Consider the following 17,757-nt stretch of genomic DNA (forward strand, 5'->3'; position numbering starts at 1 on the left):
CGGCTTATCCCCGTGGATGGCGGGTCGTATTGAGCACTTGCGCATGGGCACCCACCGCAAAATTGCTTAGCGCACTGAAATCGCTGCCCTGATAACCGAGGATCTTGCCGTCAGTTCGCATCCCTTGCAGATCGATCATTACCACCCCTAACGTTGGTACGATTTTCTCGCGCCAGACGAACAAGTAGAGTTTTTCAGCTACTTTCACGTAGTGGCAGCGATCGACATCCGCCAACCCTTTCTCCACACCGTCCAGACACTGCCAGGCGTAGAAATTGTCGTTCAGGTAGATATGTTCGTAACGTTCTGTCGGGCTATAGGTGTACATATTGCGCATACCGATCAACTCGTCGGTGAAATGCGGCGGTGCAACCTTGGCATCATCCAAGGTGCCAAATTGGAACTCGACGTTGACCGCCGTTAACGGCAGCCCCTGCTCAACGCGGCTGAAGGCATCCAGACGGGTTTGCTCCTCATTCGGCAACTGGCCGTACACCGCAGTAAAATTGCCCTGGTTGCGATCGCACACCAGCGTGATACTGGCGTTATCCTGTGCGGGATCGAGAAAATCGATAAACAAAATGCCGGGACGAATACTGGTAGCCCGATAAGCAATGCCCCGGTACTCGCCCCAGCTCAGCGTCTGCTCGTCCACAAAATGACAGCTCAGCATTTCCCCGTCGGTAAAGCGCAATACCAACGTGCTGCCGCTCAATCCGTGCTGTTGCTCCAGCGTATTGCTGTGTGGGGCAAAACCTTCCGCCAACGCGCCAACCTGAATAAATACCGCTTCTGAACTCATTTGATGCTCCTTAAAGAGAAGTGAAAGCCAATGTCGGTACATCAACAATGGTTGAACCGCCGTCCGCCACAAGCGCCGCGCCGGTGATGATTGACGCTTCCGCCGAACAGAGAAAACGACAGATGCCGGCAATTTCTTCGGCGCTGGCCGGGCGGCGCAGCGGCACATCACGGCAGACATGCTGGTAGGCCTGTTCCAGCGTAAGTTGGTGCGCTGCCATCAACGGCTGCATTTCTTCATCCGCCATCGGTGTCGTGACCCACCCCGGGCAGACGGCATTGGCACGCACGCCTTGTGGGCCATAATCGCGGGCGATGGATCGCATCAGCCCGATCAAGGCGTGTTTGGCGGTGACATAGCCGCAGACCTCCGGCCCGGCAGCCAGCGAGGCGATAGACGCGACAAACAACAGATTACCGCCGGATTTAACCAGCTCCGGCAGGCAAGCACGGGCACTGGCAAACGCACTATTGAGATTGCTGTCCAATGCGTGGCGCCAGTGGTCATCGCTCATCTCGGTAATGCGCCCCAACCCCATGCCGCCCGCGCTTCCTATCAGGCAGTCGATGCGCCCAGCCTGCTGCAAAATGGCCGGCAGCAGCACGGTTTTCCAACAGTCCCCGCTGGACGCGTCGCCCACTAAAGCCTGTGCGCCAATGTCGTCTGCCAGCGCCATCAGGGGTTCACGACGACGGCCGATGATGAACACGCGGTCGCCGTTGCCCGCCAGCAATCGGGCACAGGCGGCGCCAACACCAGTGCCACCACCGGTAATCACTACGACTCTACTCATCCAGTTTCTCCATCAATTGGCCGATCATCAGCAAACTGCTCAACAGCAGCCGCCGCTGTTCCGGCTCCAGCCGCAGATAGCGGCGACCTGCCGGCAACCGGCTGACCACTTCCGAAGCGGCAAAATGCTCGATCTCCAACCGCCAACGGCCAGCGACCGCCGTCAGTTGAATACGACGAAAATCAAGCTGTTCCAGCGTTTGACCTATTTGCGGATAACGCTGCAGGGCAGCAATCACCTGTTGCGCCACGGCATCTTCTCGGCGGGTGCGGTACACCACGCTGCGTCGACGTAGCCAACCCCCTGCGGTGATACGTAGCGTCAGCGGCGCCTTCAGCGTGCAATCACCCTGCAACAGAAAACGGTGGCTGACGATATGCGCCATAAACAACGCGCTAACCTGTTCGCTGATGTCGATCACCGGCCCCTGCGGCAAGGTCAGGCGCAGCAAACAGGGCGACAGACGCTCACAGGCATAAGGCTGCAGGTTGTTTGCCAGGCGGCTCAGGGTTACCCCAGGCTGATAGCCGGCTGGCGCGCGCTGCCAAAGGCGGTTAAGTGAGGGAAGTAAGCCGATCAAACTGCGCCTCCTCGTTTTCTGCTTTCGCGAAGGCAGTTTCCAGCACCTGTTCAACCGGCACGGGCTTGAACGGGTTAACCTTCTGCACGCACAGGGTCCAGAACAGCGCATAGGCCGCAGTCAGGCCAATCATGATGCTGAAAGGAATGTAGACGGCGCGTGGGTTCATACCCGGCGGGGTGATATAGATAATCGCCAGCACGATGCCCACACTGGAAATGATTTGTGGCAGCGGGAACCACGGCGATTTATATGCGCGTGGCAAGTCTGGACGACGAATACGCAGGATCACCACCGAACAGGTCACCAGCAGGTAAGCCACGCCCCAGGCACAGACCGCTGCCAGCACCAAGGGGATAATGCGATCGAGATTGCCCTGAATGGCAAAGGCGTGAATACAGGGGATCAGCACCGCCACCACAATCCCCACCACCGGGGTTTTAAAACGCGGGTGCAGATAGGCGAAGATACGCGGCAGTGCGCCGTCCAGCGCCATGCCGTAAAGAATGCGCGGTACCGCCGCCATCAGCGTATTAATGGTGGCCGCGCCGGCCAGCAACAGCCCGACGCCCAGCCAGTATTTGCCGAACTCCCCCATTACCTGGCCGGCAAAGGCCGGGATCGCCATCGGCGTATCCAGCAGGTGAACGCCATTGGCGGCATCCACGACCACGTTTTCCACCTGATGACTGAGTGCCGCACCGTATAGCGCCATGCAAACCGCCACGCCGCACAACCCCAGCGACATTGCACGCGGGATCACACTGGCGGAACGTTTGATCTCCGGCGCCATCGGCGTGACCAACTCACAGCCAACGAACATGAACATCGCCATGCCAATCAGGCTAAATACCGCGAACGGATCGCTCAGGCTCAACGTGCTGCCAAACCAGCCTTCCAGAGGTACCGCATGCGGCGACAGCAGCCCGGCAATGCCAAAGATCACCAGCGTGCTCCACATCGCGAAGGTCAGCACGATTTCCGCTTTGCCGAACGCCTCAATACCGAATGCGTTAAGCAACCCGAACACAATCACCAACCCAACCCCCACCATCCAGGACGCATTATGGGTTTCCATCAGGGTGTTAAGGTGTTCAAAATTCACCAGCGCCATAATGCCGGACAGAATGGTTTCTGCAGTACCGGCAAAGATATGCACGATCAGGTAGGCTGACAGCGCGCCGGTGATGGCAAAAAAGCGCCCCATGCCACAGGCGATATAGTCATATACCGAGCCGGACGTCGGCAATATCGCCGCCGCCTCGGAGAACGTGGTGAGCTGGGCCTGCATCATAATAAAAGCGATCAGCATCGCCAGCGCGAAGGTGTCGCCGCCGATACCAAAACCACTGGTGACAGTGAGGATCACCGGACTGGCCATAATCACCCCGACCGAGCTGGCCAGCGTGGTGGGGAATCCGACCTTACCCCGCTCAAGGTGGGCGTGAAGCCGCGACGACAGGTTCATGGTTATTTCCTCTTATAGTTTTATCGTTTTGCCCTGATGGTGCATTTGCAGGTTTTACGTCGCCAGTGGCGGCAATATCACTATAGAGAGGAATCGAAAATGCTGACTATCGTCCTAAAGGACGAGAGCGGCTCAAGCTGTGCTGCCGCTCACAGCACTGCGCCATTGCATGGCGCCCTGGGGGCTACGCGGGTAAGCACGCAGCGGCTCAAGCAGCGCAGAAAAGAAGGCGTAATAGCCCGCACACAGCCGGTTATAGCGATCCGCACCGATGTGCGCCGGGCAGCCGCCCTGGCAGACAGTTTTCACGCTGCAGCTCTGGCATTCGCGGCGCAGGCTTTTGATCCGGCCGAAGTCCATGGCCGTTGCCGCCGATACCGCGTCCGCGAAGGGCGTATGTTGATCGAAATGCCCCAGATAATGCTGCGCGTCCATCAGATGATCGCAGGCGTAGAGCCGACCATCCGGCTCCATCACCAAATTGCCGCCGCAGCGTTCGGCATGCACGCAGCTGGGGCTGACCTGGGTGAAGTACTGCGCGTAAACATGTTCGATGTTCATCACAAACACCTTGCCCCAATGCCCCTGTGCGCGCCAGCGACGGTAAATCGCTAGCATAAAGCGCCCCCAGTTGGCGGCGCTCAATCCGTAGCCGGCATCCGGGGCGTCGCCTTCCAGCATCAGGGGCTGAAATTGCAGGTAACGTGCACCGAGCGCAACAAAATGGTCGTACATCGCCTGCGCTCGATCCACCACACCGTCATGCACCACCACCAGTAGGTTGAACGCGATGTGATGCCGATGCAGCAGCGCAATACCGCGCAGCGCATCGTCATAGCTACTGCCACCCCGCTTATCCGGACGGTGTGCGTCCTGGATCTGCCGGTCGCCGTCAAGGCTGACGCCAATAATGAAATCATGCTGTTTGAACCACCGGCACCAGGCGGCGTTCAGCAACGTGCCGTTGGTCTGAAGACTGTTGCTGATCCTAACCCCCGGTGGCGCATATTTTTGTTGCAACGCCAGCGCTCGCTTGTAAAAACCGATACCTGCCAGCAGCGGCTCGCCCCCCTGCCAAACAAAGTTGATCTCGCGGCTGTAGCGCGGCTGGGCGGCGATATAGCGACGGATAAAATCCTCCAGCAGCCCGTCGTCCATTTTTTGCGGTCGCTCGCCCTGTCGCTGCGGGTAATAGCAATAGTTGCAGGCCAGATTACAACCAGCCCCGATAGGTTTGACCAACAGATGGAAAGGCACCGCGGCACGCGGTTCGACGTCAACCGGGATCTGCTGCGCGCGCAGCTGAGTCAGGTTCATTCTGCCGCCTGCGGCAAGGGCTTATGGGTAATGGGATCGAGGCCAATATAGTTGCCGGTTTTGCCGTCCACCCCAAGGTAATCAATCGCTTCGCCTTTGGCTTCTATCACCATGCCTTTGTCAGCGTACTCCTGGTATTCCTTACTCAGCTGCTTAACCCGCTCGGGGTTGGCGGCAGCCACATCCTGTGTTTCGAGGGGATCGTCCTGCAGATTGAACAGCCCCCAGGGTGCCATTTGCGCCGTAGGCCCGGCTTTCACCAGCCGTCGCAGCTTCCAGATGCCATCCACGTAGGCGGCCTGATTGTGCAGCTCAACGCCGTAGGTTGAGCGCGGCACGCTGTCGGCATCGCCGCTGAAATACCGCTTGAAGCTGACGCCAACCATCGGCAACGTCGGTTTTCCCTTCAGTTGCTTACGGGCATCAATACCGGCGTAGTCGTACAGCGTCGGTGCGATGTCATACACCGCCATGGGCGTTTTATCGATGCCTCCCCGGCCTTTTAACTGCGGCGCAGAGATGATGAAATCAGTATTGATCCCCCCCTGCGCGCTGGTGGTTTTATGGTAGTTAGCGTACGGCGCATTGCTGACGTTAGCCCAGTGTGGGCCGTAAGAGATAAAGGACCCTTTGCGGCCAATATTGGCGTAACTGTTATCAAACTGCTGCCAATACTCCGGCTTAGATCCGTAGTAAAAGCCGCTGGCCGGGTTAGCGCCATTGTCGGTGGCAAAAATGATCACCGTGTTTTTATCACGCCCGGTCTGTTTTAGCGTCTTTAGCACCCCACCGACCTGATCGTCCATATAGGCGATCATCGCCGCATACACCTGCATGGTTTTTGCCGCGTATTTCTGTTGCTCCGGCGTCATGTCCTGCCAGGCTTTATCGAGCGCCAACGTCGGCATGGGCGTGTTATCAGAAATGATCCCCAATGCCTTCAGCCGCTGAATCCGTTGCTGATAGGCCTGCTGGTAACCAGCATCATACTTGCCGTCAAATTTTGCGATCCAGTCGTCCGGTGCCTGCAAGGGATCGTGCGGTGCGGTGAAAGCCAGGTAGGCGAAGATAGGCTTATCCTTCGGCGTATCGCTGATCCACTGCGCCATTTGGGTAGCGTAGGCCTTGCTGGAATAGAAATCCTGTGGCAGCGAGACGCGCTTGCCGTTCAGGGTGTAGAAAGTATGGAAGGCTTCGACCGTGCCCAGCGGTTTTGCATCGTCGAAATGGCTGGTACCGCCCCCCATAAAAGCAAAAGCGCGTTCGAAACCGCGATCGGTCGGTTTCGCTCCCTCGGCATAGCCCAGGTGCCATTTACCCGCCATCATGGTGGCATAGCCAGCGTCCCGGAAACGTTCAGGCATCGTGGTCACCCGGTCGGTCAGGCGCATTTCGTAACCCGGCTGCGCCGCCGTACTTTCGTACCACCACATGCCACCCATGCCGGCCTGTTGGTTGGTGTTGCCCGTCATCAGCATCGATCGCGCCGGGGCAGACATCGGCGAAGTATAATACTGGCTCATACGCACCCCTCGCTCGGCCAGCGCCTGCAGGTTGGGCGTGGGGATCTCACTGCCGAACGGGCTGATGTCGGAATAGCCCATGTCATCCACCAGAATGATCAGCACGTTGGGGCGTTCGGTGTCTGCCGCATGTGCCATCCCCGACAATGCGCTACCCAGCGCCACCGCCAGCGTTTTCTTCTTCATCATCACCTCATCCCCTGCATTGTCATTCGGGTTGAACAACCAAACGCCTCAGCCCGAGAAAGGTCATAGTTTTTTCGTCTTATCCTTTTGCCGCCGGCTGCCGTTATCTTCAAGGCATAGCCAGAGCGGTTTTTTGCAGTGTAGGAAGCAATAGAAAAGCCTGGCTATCGTTCTTAAGAACGAGGCGCCGCAACGAAGAAGCCGAGATGTAGCACGCAGAACGCAAAACTGTCCGCGCCACGGAAAGCGCGAAAACCGCTGTAAATTCAGCGGCAAAACGTCATAAATATTTCATTAATGTATTAATGAAACAGGCTGGAAATTGAGTGCAGGCAAGGATGAGGAGCCAAGTGGCATCTTGTTATTTATGTATTTTATTGCAATCAGGCTCACGTTGTTAATATGTTTTTATTGTGTTGCGAAATTGCTACAACTATGCTTGTATCGTTCACATTGTATACAGATGCGCGTACCGTCCCAGTACCAGAATGACATACCCAGTGAATTTAACGTTGCCGCTCATCACGCTGCGGTTTAAAGACGACGGGTAAAGGGAGGAAATGAATCATGCACACTGCACCACCTGATGCCTTTATCACTAGCTGCCTGGCCACCATCGCGCACCTGATCCCGGTGTCCGCTGGGGTATTTTATTTAGTGAATTCCGATCTGCGGCCAGATCACTATATTTTGCATGGCATTTCCGATAAAACCCACCAGCAGTATTTGAACCATTTTCAGCAGATCGATCCGCTCAAACCGGCCAATTTCCACCATCAGGATATCAATATGGTCGGGATGAGCCCGATGGCGATAGCCAATAATCGTCATTATTATCATGATTTTATGCTACCCAATGACATGCGCGACATGACCGAGATCTTTATCCGTCAACGTAAACGCATCGTCGCTGGCGTGTCGCTGATCCGCGATACCCCCTTTACTGAATTGGAGCGTGGTCGCTTGCGGGCGGTCATGCCGTTGATCGAACTGGCGACCCGCGATCTGCTGCCCGAGGGGGAAGCCCAATTACTGACGGCCAAAGAGCAAGAAATCGTGAATATGGTACGCGAAGGAGCCAGCAATAAACGCATTGCGCTGAAATTAGGCATTTCACTTTCAACCGTGAAAACCCACATGCGGAATATATTTGCCAAAACCGACGTGGTAAATCGTACCGAATTAGTCGCCAGCAGCTTTATTGCCCACGGCTAATAAATAAATCGAGTCATAGCAAGGAGTTATAGCGTTGGTCATACAACGCGTTAATTATTCGCCATCCTTGGCGCAGTGCCCGCCTGCCTAAAATCCGGCATCGCGGCTATATCTGATTCAGACTTAAACCTGCGGGGATAATTATTATGTCCAGTGATTCCGTTTCTGTGCCCGCTGCCGGGGCGGCTCTCCCCTGCCCGCCACGGCTGTTGACTGCCATTATTATCTTTGCCGCCATTGCGCCGGGCATCCTGATGACAGCCCCAGCGGTAGCGGCGCAATTGGCCAGCCAATGGCACCTCACCCCGGCACAAATCGGGCATTTGTTTTCCACCGAACTGGGCGCAATGAGCCTGGCGACGCTGCCCGCCTGGTGGTGGATTGGGCGCGTTAACTGGCGCCAGATCGCGGCGCTGGCGGCAGCCGTATTTATTGCCGGGAACCTGGCCTCAGCGCTGGTCAGTGATTTTAGCCTGTTATTGGGGCTACGCTTTGTCGCTTCGTTGGCGGGCGGTACGCTGATGATCCTGTGTATCACCTGCGCCGCCGGCACCGCCAACCCCAGCCGAGTCTACGCCCTGTGGGTGCTGGGCCAACTGGTACTGGGAACCGTCGGGCTGCTGGTACTGCCGCCGCTGTTCGCCCATGTTGGCCTGATGGCGGTTTATCTGATCCTGGCAGCCATCATGCTGTGTTGCCTGCCACTGATCCGCGCCTTCCCCAGCGGGTTTCACCCGGCGCAAACCACAACCCAATCCGCAGCGATTCCCTGGATCCGTAAAGCCTTCGCCGTACTGTCCGTGCTGACCTTTTATATCAGCCTGAGCGCAGTCTGGACCTTTATCGGCAGCATCGCCGCCGCTGCCGGGCTTTCGCCGGTCAACAGCGGTCAGGTACTGGCCGCCGCCACGCTGTTTGGCATCGTCGGTGCCGGCGGTGCCGCGTTAATCAGTGCGCGCCGTAGCGGCAATGTACTGATTTGGCTGGGCTACGCGTTGTTGATCGCCGGTATTGGGCTGTTGTTCAGGGAACCCCTATTGCTGCGTTTTGCTGCGGCCGCCGTGCTGTTCAAGTTCACCTGGACCTTTGTACTGCCGTTTATTTTGGCCCGCGTTGCCGGCCTGGATAACAACGGCAAACTCATGAACAACATCAATCTGGTGATTGGCGGTGGTATGGCGATAGGCCCAACGCTGGCCGGTTATCTGATCGAATCTTTCGGCGGCTTCGACGCACTGTTGGTCGGCGCACTGGGCAGTGCGCTGCTGTCGCTGCTGTTGATTTTGTTGGCTTCACAGCGCGTTCGCCGCGCCGTTTAACAGGAGTAAAAAGGTGAAAAGAAAAACCGGTTTCTTGTTTGATGAACGCTGTTTCTGGCACAGCACCGGCCTGCACGCCACCACGCTACCGGTCGGCGGTTGGGTACAACCCCCCTCGGGGGCGGGCCATGCCGAATCGCCGGAAACCAAACGGCGCATGAAAAACCTGATGGACGTGTCAGGTCTGTCGCGCCAGCTCACCCTGCTGAGCGCGGAACTGGCGTCGGATGAAGACCTGCTGCGCATTCATCCGGCCCACTATTTACAACGCTTCAAACAGTTAAGCGACAACGGCGGCGGCATGCTGGGTGAGGAGGCGCCGCTCGGCCCCGGCAGTTACGAGATCGCCAAGTTGTCCGCCGGTCTAGCCTGCGCGGCAGTCGAGGCGGTGCTGCAGGGCGATCTGGACAACGCCTACGCACTGTCACGCCCACCGGGCCACCACTGTCTGCCGGATCAGTCGATGGGCTTTTGCTTTTTGGCCAATATCCCCATAGCCATAGAACGTGCCAAAGCGAAATACGGTCTGGGCAAGGTGGCGGTGCTCGACTGGGACGTTCATCACGGCAATGGTACCCAGCATATCTACTGGCAGCGGGATGACGTGTTAACGCTGTCGCTGCACCAGGATGGTTGCTTCCCTGCAGGATACTCCGGTGAGCAGGATCGCGGGGCCGGTGCGGGCGAAGGCTATAACATCAATATTCCGTTGCTGGCCGGGGCCGGTGACGACGGTTATCTGCATGCCATGCGCCAAATTGTCATTCCGGCACTGGAACAATTCCAACCAGAAATGATCATTGTCGCCTGCGGTTACGATGCTAATGCCCTCGATCCGCTGGCGCGTATGCAGCTGCACAGCGACAGTTTCCGTCACATGACGGCGTTGGTGCAGGACGCCGCCGATCGCCTGTGCGGTGGCAAATTGGTGATGGTACATGAAGGCGGTTATGCCGAATCCTACGTCCCCTTCTGCGGCCTGGCGGTGATGGAAGAGCTCAGCGGTATCCGTACCGAGGTACAGGATCCCCTGCTGGCCTTTATCCAACAACAGCAGCCGCGTGAAGCCTTCAACCAGTTCCAGCGCCAGGCTATCGATCGCCTGGCACAGCAATTCATTCGCTAATCGCCTCGGGGCGCAGCATCTTGCGCCCCTACCAATTCCTCGCTTTGCCGCTACGCTCAATAGGGTTTCCGTTTATCCCTACCGATGAGAAAAATAATATGTCTGAACAGAAAATTACCTTTATCAAAGGTGTCCAGGGCGATATCGCGGTACATGATTGGGGCCATGACCGGCCGCGCTTTCTGGCGCTGTTGGTACACGGTTACGGTGAGCATCTCGGTCGCTATCAGTACGTCGCGCGCACGCTGGAGGCGCAAGGTGCGCGAGTCTTTGGCCCCGACCACATTGGCCACGGTTTGTCGCAGGGTGAGCGCGTATTAATTGAAGATTATGACGCCGTCGTCGACGACGTTCACCACGTGGCGGCACATTTCCAGCAACGGCATCCGGGGGTACCCCTGGTGATTATTGGCCATTCCATGGGCGGCATGATCGCCACCCGCTACGTTCAGCGCTATGGTGATAACGTGCGTGCGCTGGTGCTTTCCGGCCCGTTGATTGGAGAAAGAACCCAGATTTCCGATCTGCTGAATTTACCGAAGATCCCGGACACGCCACTTGATACCGCGACGCTGTCGCGCGATCCGGCCGTCGGCATTGCCTACCAGGCCGACCCGCTGGTGTGGCACGGCCCATTCAAACGCCCGACGCTGCATGGCATGCAGCACATGCTGGCCAAAATCAACGCCGGGCCGGGCTTTGGTGCCTTGCCCACGTTATGGATACACGGTGATGATGACCGGCTGGTGCTCATGGCACAGTCGCAAACCGCCATCAACATGCTGAAGGGCAACGATTTTGAATCTATGGTGAACCCAGGTGGGCGTCATGAGAGCTTTAACGAAACCAACAAAGATCAGATCCTGAAGCGGATCGGCAGTTTTATTGAGCGGGTGCTGGGATAAGCGGTTTCCCCTCTCCTGCAGGAGAGGGGATTACAATAGGATCAGCCTTCGACAATGGCCAGATAGTGTTTTACAAAACGATCGGAGGTGATTTCCCAGCGAACCGGCGTGCCCTTCTCGACAAACCACGAGTCACCAGCCTGGTACTGCACAGATTTACCGGTGTTCTCATCAGTCAGCGTGGCCGTGCCTTCCCATACGGTGGCATGTTCGGCGAACGGGTATTCCATCACGAAGGTACCGCGCGTACAGCTAAAAATGCCGCAGTTCAGGTTATCGGTTGGCTCACCGAAAATAGTCGCGACGCCCACGTTCGGCTCCCCGGCGATCACTTTGGCACCCAGGTTGCTGACGCTGCCAATTTCCAGCAATTCAGGCAGCGGTTGCTTAAGCAGTAATGGTTTCATGTCTCTCTCCTCTCATAAGAATTAACGGCGGCCTTTCCAGTAGCCGGATGTCTGGTGCCAAACTTTGCCGGCAGTGGTCATCACCCGCCGCAGTTTGTCCTTGCCGAAGATATTGACGTGCGGAATCGAACTCATCAGATCGTAACGATCCGATCCTTCGCTCATGCCCTCCGCCAGCACCTTGCAGACGATATGACTCGGCGTGACGCCAAAGCCGGAGTAACCCTGTACGTAGAACACGTTATCGTGCTGTGGCAAGGTACCAATCTGCGGGAACAGGTTGGCGCTACAGCACAGCGGGCCGCCCCAGGCCAGGTCGATTTTGACGTCATGCAGATAGGGGAACACCTTCAACATCAGATTACGGTTCCAGGCTTTGAGATCTGCCGGAATGTATTCGATCAACCGGGTCGCACTGCCGAACAGCAGCCGGTTTTCATTGGTCACCCGGTAGTAGTCGATCACCGGGCGAATATCGCTGTAGGCGCCGCGGATCGGGCTGATCTGCCGGATCAACGCGTCAGGGAGCGGTTCGGTCGCCAATTGGAAAGCATAGGTATTGATGGTTTTGTTGTAGATGAACGGCTCCATGCCGTTGAGAAAACCGTTGCAGGCCCACAGCATCTTATTGGCGCGTACCGATCCCATGGCGGTGCGTACCTTAATGCGCGAACCGTACTCCACGCCCAGCACGCTGCTGTTCTCGAAAATTTTCACACCGTAGTCGCTCAGCGCTTTGGCCTCGCCCAGCAGCAGGTTAAGTGAATGCACATGCCCGCCGCCCATGTGTTTCAACGCGCAGGTATAAGCGTCCGATCCCACCACCTGCTTCACTTCCGCACCGGTATAAAGTTCGATCTCTTCGTCAGGCGATACCGCTTTAAATTCCTTCAGCCAGCTGCGCAGGGTTTTCTCCTGGCGCGCGTTGCTGCCGAGGTAGCCGTAGCCAAAGCAAAAATCGGCGTCGATTTGGTATTTTTTGATGCGTTCGCGAATAATCCCGGCACCGAGGTTGCTGATTTTAAAGATGGTTTCCAGCCCGGCAGGACCGACGTGGCGTTTGATCTTTTCCAGGTCATGGCCGATCCCCGCCATCACCTGCCCACCGTTGCGGCCGGTGCCACCGTAGCCCAGATGACGTCCTTCGAGAATGGCGATATTGGTGATGCCCCGCTCCGCCAGCTCCAGGGCAGTATTAATGCCGGAGAAGCCGCCACCGATGATGACGACGTCAACGTCCAGATCTTCTTCCAACGTCGGGAAGCGCAGATCGTACTTTTTGGTTGCCGCGTAGTAGGTTAAGGATTCGATATTATTATTCACTGCCGCACTCCCGATGACCTTGGCTCTATCATCGGATTATCGGCAAGCGACCCGGCGGCCACCATATCCCCTTAGGGACATTCGCAACAAATAATTAACACTCAGGCACTGCGTCGCAGCGGGGTGGCTAACAGCAAGCTGAACAGTTCAGCCTGTGAGCCGATATTCAGCTTGCTGTAGATGTTCTTGCGGTGATTTTTCACCGTGCCCACGCTGATGAACAACCGGTCAGCAATCTGCTGTGAGCCGCAACCCTCAAGGATCAGATCCACAATCTCGCGTTCGCGGGGCGTCAGCAGATAACGCGCCTGCACGGCCTTGTCCATTACCTTTTCCGGCGTAGCGGGGGCGGCAATCACTTCCCCATGCAGACGAGCGACGCTTTTCAATAGCGTCAGCGCATCGCGTAAATCCGCCAGTTGGGGGGAGCGTACCCCGACCGATTGACGCGCCGACCCGAAGAACACCCCCAGCCCGCGTTCCGCCGTCAGGGGCAACAGCACGCCAGCTTCGTCATGCCAGCCGGTCTTGCGGTAAAAATTACGGTAATAATCAGTATGGTAGAAACCGCAAGGCGCGAGCTGGCGCAGCGTTAGCACGTCGCCCCCAGCGCCGCCGTTCAGCGCCTGATAAAACGGATCCTGGAGGTAGGCGCCCTGTTGGTAAAGTTGGTTAACCGCGTCGCTATTTTCCTTCTCGGTTTTTATCAGGCAGCGCGGCGCCTGGCCGCGTTCAAAGGCGTAGACAATGGCATTATCAAAAGCGAAAAAGCCTTCCAGCCAGGCCAACAAGCCAGGATAAAAGCCTGGGGTCGCCACCGCGTCGATCACCGCTGATAATCGTTCGACCTGAATAGTCATCTCTGCCCGCCATCATTAATAAATTAACAATCACTGTGCTCCGGCTTCATCCTGGCCTGCTTGTTATAAAAAACACTCAATGGCGCCAAATGCAATCCCTGAATTGTTTACATGTTAAACAAATCACACCTTCGCGAGATTATTGCGCCCTGCCACAATCATGCTGGGTTAACATATTAATGGAATGTCATTCAGGCAGTGAAAAGCAGTGGTTCGGCCGCTGAGGCTGGCTTATGCTGTGGTTTTCGTGCGCCAAGGAGAGACTATGACAACCAGCCTGACGATCGCCAACCGCCATACCTGGTTCGGCCACGGCAGTATCAGCCAACTGATCCCGCTACTGAACGCAGAACCGCAGCCGACGCTACTGTTTAGCTGCCGCTCATTTCTCAAAGGCGCGGTGTATTCTTCGCTGGCGGACACGTTGACGCCGCTGCTTATTGGCACTGAAATCGTCAGCCACGAGGCGTCACCGCACGAGATTGACGCCTGGGTAGCGCGCTGGCGCGGCAAGGCTCAGCGGGTGGTGGCGATCGGCGGCGGTAGCGTGCTGGATGCCGCCAAGGCCTTTGCCGCCCTGGTTGAGCACCCACTGCCAACCCTGCGCTATATGGAAAAAGTCGGCGACACTAAAATCAGTGGGGCCACCTTGCCGCTGATTGCCATCCCGACCACGGCCGGTACCGGCAGCGAAGTCACCCAGAATGCGGTCATCACAGATACCCAGTTCAGTAAGGTGAAAGCCTCGCTGCGGCATAACAATTTTGTCCCTCATACCGCTATTCTGGACCCACAACTGCTGCAGGGTGCGCCGGATAAGGTCCTGGCTTACTGCGCCATCGATGCCTTCACCCATTTGTTCGAGGCCTACCTGTCCAAAACCGCCAATGCCATGACGCGAGAGATGTCATTGACCGGTATCCGCCACTTCCTGCAAGCCTGGCCCAGGCTCAACCGCAGCGATCAGGCACGTGAGGACATCATGCAGGCGTCCTACTTAGGTGGGCTGACGCTGAGTGCCGCGGGGCTGGGTGTGATCCACGGTATTGCAGGTGAGATTGGCGCATTGCGCGATTATCACCACGGACAGGTCTGCGGCCGTCTGCTGCTGCCTTTCCTCGAGCTGCTGGCTCAAAGTGAACAACCGCAGCAGCGGGCACTGATGGCCGACCTCGCCACTCGCCTGTTCCCCGAACAACATGACAGCCCGGAACGCTACCTGATCGACTTCATTACCCGCAACGCCATCGCCACGTTTTGGCAGGACGATCTGCCCCTGTCCGCCGACGAACTGGCCGTGACGCTGGCTAAATCCAACAGCAAGAACGCGCTGATCGACTACAGTGCGCCGCAGCGTCAGCTGATGATCGAAGGCGCATTCCGCGTCGAATGATTATAGAATGAGATCAACGTAATAGCGGGGGATCGGAAATGGGTATCATCAGCTGGATTTTCACCGGCATCGCGATTGGCATACTGGTCGGTGTGCTGCTCAAAATTTTCAGCAAGAAGAAAGATCAGTAACATCAAGCTGTTCCATGAGCCGCCAGCAGGCACTCGTGGAACAGCTTCACGACCCGTTGCGGGCTGGGTGAACGCCGTAATACGCTGGAATACTCACAGTGGTAACAGAACAGCGACGGTTTGATCGCCCGCATCATATTCTGCGCGACAAAAAATGCCGCATAGTGGTCGGGAAGAAAACCGACGTACTTGCCGGAAAGGATCAACGTCGCGATCGACTCCTGAGCAAATCCGGTCGCTTTACGCTGCAAATGCTGTTGCAGGCTCAGTTCCATATTCGGTGAGTGGTAGCCTAAACCGGCAAAGGCATAATGGTGCAACAGATCCCAATTCAGCGTTTCATGATTAACGGAAAATAATTCATGCTGCGCACCACAATATAAGAACATCCTCTCATTAAATAACGAACTATAAGATAAACTTTCTGCACTACGGTGCATGGGAATAATACCCACCTGGAATTGGCCATCAATAACGCCACGCTCAATGGTATTTATTGGTTCCACATACATTTGCAAAGACACGTCCGGTGCCTGCTCGCTAAATAACGCAATCGCCCGGCCGATGTGTGCCTGAGGATTACTGACGGTGTGATCAAATATCGCCACATGCAGTTGCCCCCCCAAACGCTGGTGCACATCATCCACCCCACGGCGGAAAGCTTCGGTCGCCGCCAAGAGATTGATGGTTTCCTGATAAATCAACAGCCCTTCGTCAGTGACTGCAAACCCCTCACGCCCGCGATGGCAGAGCGTCAGCCCCAAACGCTGCTCCAGATCCTTGATATGCTTGCTGATGGTCGACAGGCTGATATTCAGTTCCAGCTCAGCCGCACTCATGCCGCCGCAGTCAACCACGGCCTTAAACACTCGCAGCAACCGTAAATCCATATCCGCTAACTGCCCCAAAAGTGCGCGCTTTTTTACTTGCATAAAACCTTAAGTAAGTTTCGATATATGATTATTCACATTAGTGAAGAAGCAGAACATAGTCAATTTCAAGCAACAATTCATTAACACGAAAGATAATTTAATAAACCTACCTATTCTCCCCCCGGAGGGAAAAATGGCTGATTTAAATCACCCTGAAAATAAGCCCGAACGTGAATGGTTAGAAGCACATTGGATGCCGTTTACCGGTAACCGTAATTTTAAAGCCAACCCGCGAATCATCAGCCACGCTGAAGGCGTTTATTATACCAGCCAGGATGGGCGTAAAATCTTTGACGGTTTATCCGGGTTATGGTGCTGCGGATTAGGTCATGGCCGTCAGGAAATAGCCGACGCGGCCTATAAACAACTTTCCCAACTGGATTACTCCCCGGCATTCCAATTCGGCCATACCTTATCATTCGAGTTGGCGAATAAAATTAAAGCCATGACACCGGCCGGGCTGGATTATGTCTTTTTCACCGGCTCCGGCTCCGAAGCGGCAGACACGTCATTAAAAATGGCGCGGGCCTATTGGCGAGCCAAAGGTCAGGCAGGAAAAACCTGCTTTATCGGCCGCGAAAAAGGCTATCACGGCGTCAACTTTGGCGGGATTGCCGTGGGCGGGATTGCCGGTAACCGCAAAGCCTTTGGCACCAGTGCCGAGGCAGACCACCTGCCGCATACCTTGCTGGCGGAAAACGCCTTTTCGCGCGGGATGCCTGCGCAAGGTGCCGATCTGGCAGAAGAACTGAACCGGATCATCGCGCTGCGTGATGCGTCGACCATCGCTGCCGTCATTATCGAACCCTTTTCCGGTTCCGCTGGCGTTATTGTCCCCCCGGTCGGCTATCTGCAACGTATCCGTGAGATCTGCACCCAACACAATATTCTGCTGATCTTTGACGAAGTGATCACCGCCTTCGGTCGTTGCGGCGCATTGACCGGCGCTGAAGCCTTCGGTGTCACGCCAGACATGATGAATATCGCCAAACAGGTGACCAACGGTGCGCAACCCATGGGCGCAGTCGTGGTTCGCCCAGAGATTTATCAGGCCTTTATGGCCACCGATGACCCCGAGTATTTGCTCGAATTCCCGCACGGCTACACCTATTCCGCCCACCCGGTTAGCTGTGCCGTCGGGTTGGCGACGCTGGATATCATTGAGCGCGAGCAGATGATTGAGCGGGTTCAGGCGCTGACGCCGTATTTTGAGCAGGCCGTGCACGGATTGCAAAGCTGCCGCCACGTTACCGACATTCGCAATTTTGGCCTGGCGGCGGGCATCACGCTGGCGGCACGACCGGGCGAAGCGGCACGCAGGCCGTATGAAGTGGCGATGCGCTGTTGGGAAAGTGGGTTTTATGTCCGCTACGGCGGCGACACCCTGCAACTGGCACCGCCGTTTATCAGCAGCGAAGCGCAGATTGATTCGTTAATCAACGCCTTGGGCGACGCCATCAACGCCACCGAATAAGGA

The 17,757-nt window shown here is 56.4% G+C and carries 16 protein-coding genes; 6 read left to right on the forward strand and 10 right to left on the reverse strand.

The genetic code is table 11. From position 1 onward, the window contains the following. Positions 1-4 precede the first annotated feature (4 nt). The 6 genes from AC2FC2_RS06195 to AC2FC2_RS06220 all read right to left on the reverse strand — a co-directional run bounded on the left by AC2FC2_RS06195 (position 5) and on the right by AC2FC2_RS06220 (position 6,669). A complete protein-coding gene (locus AC2FC2_RS06195; RefSeq protein ID WP_490658953.1) occupies positions 5-802 on the reverse strand; it encodes a MoaF C-terminal domain-containing protein in 798 nt (265 codons plus the stop codon). Positions 803-812: 10 nt separating this feature from the next. Beyond that, on the reverse strand, positions 813-1,595 hold the full coding sequence (locus AC2FC2_RS06200; RefSeq protein WP_490658954.1) for an SDR family NAD(P)-dependent oxidoreductase: 783 nt from the start codon (positions 1,593-1,595) through the stop codon (positions 813-815). Then, positions 1,588-2,175 carry a DUF3156 family protein gene (locus AC2FC2_RS06205; RefSeq protein ID WP_265555836.1) on the reverse strand — a complete coding sequence of 196 codons (588 nt, stop codon included), beginning with the start codon at positions 2,173-2,175 and terminating at the stop codon, positions 1,588-1,590. The genes AC2FC2_RS06200 and AC2FC2_RS06205 overlap by 8 nt, the downstream gene beginning before the upstream one ends. Beyond that, positions 2,150-3,643: an APC family permease gene (locus AC2FC2_RS06210; protein WP_490308023.1), complete on the reverse strand. Its 1,494-nt coding sequence runs from the start codon at positions 3,641-3,643 to the stop codon at positions 2,150-2,152. Before AC2FC2_RS06210 ends, AC2FC2_RS06205 begins: the two co-directional genes overlap by 26 nt. Before the next feature lie 132 nt (positions 3,644-3,775). Then, positions 3,776-4,960 (reverse strand): anaerobic sulfatase maturase, encoded by a 1,185-nt coding sequence (locus tag AC2FC2_RS06215; protein WP_490658955.1) that lies wholly within the window; start codon positions 4,958-4,960, stop codon positions 3,776-3,778. Next, positions 4,957-6,669: an arylsulfatase gene (locus AC2FC2_RS06220; RefSeq protein WP_490659029.1), complete on the reverse strand. Its 1,713-nt coding sequence runs from the start codon at positions 6,667-6,669 to the stop codon at positions 4,957-4,959. The genes AC2FC2_RS06215 and AC2FC2_RS06220 overlap by 4 nt, the downstream gene beginning before the upstream one ends. 567 nt (positions 6,670-7,236) lie before the next feature. On the opposite strand from AC2FC2_RS06220, the gene AC2FC2_RS06225 reads away from it, so the two are divergent. The 4 genes from AC2FC2_RS06225 (at position 7,237) to AC2FC2_RS06240 (ending at position 11,234) form a co-directional block, all read left to right on the forward strand. Further along, on the forward strand, positions 7,237-7,884 hold the full coding sequence (locus AC2FC2_RS06225; protein ID WP_209634805.1) for a LuxR family transcriptional regulator: 648 nt from the start codon (positions 7,237-7,239) through the stop codon (positions 7,882-7,884). Between the two features lie 146 nt (positions 7,885-8,030). Beyond that, a complete protein-coding gene (locus AC2FC2_RS06230; RefSeq protein WP_490308021.1) occupies positions 8,031-9,203 on the forward strand; it encodes an MFS transporter in 1,173 nt (390 codons plus the stop codon). Between the two features lie 13 nt (positions 9,204-9,216). Continuing rightward, entirely contained in the window at positions 9,217-10,329 is a 1,113-nt protein-coding gene (locus tag AC2FC2_RS06235) for a class II histone deacetylase (protein WP_209634800.1), read from the forward strand. A 98-nt stretch (positions 10,330-10,427) separates the two neighbouring features. Next, positions 10,428-11,234, forward strand: coding sequence for an alpha/beta hydrolase (locus AC2FC2_RS06240; RefSeq protein WP_490658956.1), 807 nt, complete (start codon positions 10,428-10,430; stop codon positions 11,232-11,234). A gap of 41 nt (positions 11,235-11,275) precedes the next feature. Here the strand turns inward: AC2FC2_RS06240 and AC2FC2_RS06245 are convergent, their stop codons facing one another. The 3 genes from AC2FC2_RS06245 to AC2FC2_RS06255 form a co-directional block, all read right to left on the reverse strand. Further along, the gene (locus AC2FC2_RS06245) at positions 11,276-11,641 is read right to left on the reverse strand and encodes a cupin domain-containing protein (protein WP_209634794.1); all 366 of its coding nucleotides are present in this window, start codon (positions 11,639-11,641) and stop codon (positions 11,276-11,278) included. 21 nt (positions 11,642-11,662) lie between these two features. Beyond that, complete coding sequence (locus AC2FC2_RS06250) at positions 11,663-12,964, reverse strand: NAD(P)/FAD-dependent oxidoreductase (RefSeq protein ID WP_209634791.1); 1,302 nt, start codon at positions 12,962-12,964, stop codon at positions 11,663-11,665. Positions 12,965-13,065: 101 nt separating this feature from the next. After that, entirely contained in the window at positions 13,066-13,824 is a 759-nt protein-coding gene (locus AC2FC2_RS06255; protein WP_265555841.1) for a helix-turn-helix transcriptional regulator, read from the reverse strand. Positions 13,825-14,089: 265 nt separating this feature from the next. Between AC2FC2_RS06255 and AC2FC2_RS06260 the strand changes: the two genes are divergently transcribed. Further along, on the forward strand, positions 14,090-15,217 hold the full coding sequence (locus tag AC2FC2_RS06260; protein ID WP_490308018.1) for an iron-containing alcohol dehydrogenase: 1,128 nt from the start codon (positions 14,090-14,092) through the stop codon (positions 15,215-15,217). A 133-nt stretch (positions 15,218-15,350) separates the two neighbouring features. On the opposite strand, the gene AC2FC2_RS06265 is transcribed toward AC2FC2_RS06260, so the two are convergent. Next, positions 15,351-16,280 (reverse strand): LysR family transcriptional regulator, encoded by a 930-nt coding sequence (locus AC2FC2_RS06265; RefSeq protein ID WP_209634781.1) that lies wholly within the window; start codon positions 16,278-16,280, stop codon positions 15,351-15,353. Positions 16,281-16,413: 133 nt separating this feature from the next. On the opposite strand from AC2FC2_RS06265, the gene aptA reads away from it, so the two are divergent. Beyond that, positions 16,414-17,754, forward strand: a complete 1,341-nt coding sequence (gene aptA / locus AC2FC2_RS06270) for an omega-aminotransferase AptA (RefSeq protein WP_490308017.1) — start codon at positions 16,414-16,416, stop codon at positions 17,752-17,754. Positions 17,755-17,757: the final 3 nt, after the last annotated feature.

It is taken from the genome of Serratia sp. CoH_122_TC_1 (assembly GCF_058191755.1).

Bases quoted from the DNA above. Each gene is read 5' to 3' on its own strand.
- AC2FC2_RS06240 (WP_490658956.1), top strand. From the start codon at position 10,428: ATGTCTGAACAGAAAATTACCTTTATCAAAGGTGTCCAGGGCGATATC.
- AC2FC2_RS06260 (WP_490308018.1), top strand. From the start codon at position 14,090: ATGACAACCAGCCTGACGATCGCCAACCGCCATACCTGGTTCGGCCAC.
- aptA (WP_490308017.1), top strand. From the start codon at position 16,414: ATGGCTGATTTAAATCACCCTGAAAATAAGCCCGAACGTGAATGGTTA.
- AC2FC2_RS06210 (WP_490308023.1), bottom strand. From the start codon at position 3,643: ATGAACCTGTCGTCGCGGCTTCACGCCCACCTTGAGCGGGGTAAGGTC.
- AC2FC2_RS06245 (WP_209634794.1), bottom strand. From the start codon at position 11,641: ATGAAACCATTACTGCTTAAGCAACCGCTGCCTGAATTGCTGGAAATT.
- AC2FC2_RS06265 (WP_209634781.1), bottom strand. From the start codon at position 16,280: ATGCAAGTAAAAAAGCGCGCACTTTTGGGGCAGTTAGCGGATATGGAT.
- AC2FC2_RS06200 (WP_490658954.1), bottom strand. From the start codon at position 1,595: ATGAGTAGAGTCGTAGTGATTACCGGTGGTGGCACTGGTGTTGGCGCC.
- AC2FC2_RS06225 (WP_209634805.1), top strand. From the start codon at position 7,237: ATGCACACTGCACCACCTGATGCCTTTATCACTAGCTGCCTGGCCACC.
- AC2FC2_RS06230 (WP_490308021.1), top strand. From the start codon at position 8,031: ATGTCCAGTGATTCCGTTTCTGTGCCCGCTGCCGGGGCGGCTCTCCCC.
- AC2FC2_RS06215 (WP_490658955.1), bottom strand. From the start codon at position 4,960: ATGAACCTGACTCAGCTGCGCGCGCAGCAGATCCCGGTTGACGTCGAA.
- AC2FC2_RS06195 (WP_490658953.1), bottom strand. From the start codon at position 802: ATGAGTTCAGAAGCGGTATTTATTCAGGTTGGCGCGTTGGCGGAAGGT.
- AC2FC2_RS06220 (WP_490659029.1), bottom strand. From the start codon at position 6,669: ATGAAGAAGAAAACGCTGGCGGTGGCGCTGGGTAGCGCATTGTCGGGG.
- AC2FC2_RS06255 (WP_265555841.1), bottom strand. From the start codon at position 13,824: ATGACTATTCAGGTCGAACGATTATCAGCGGTGATCGACGCGGTGGCG.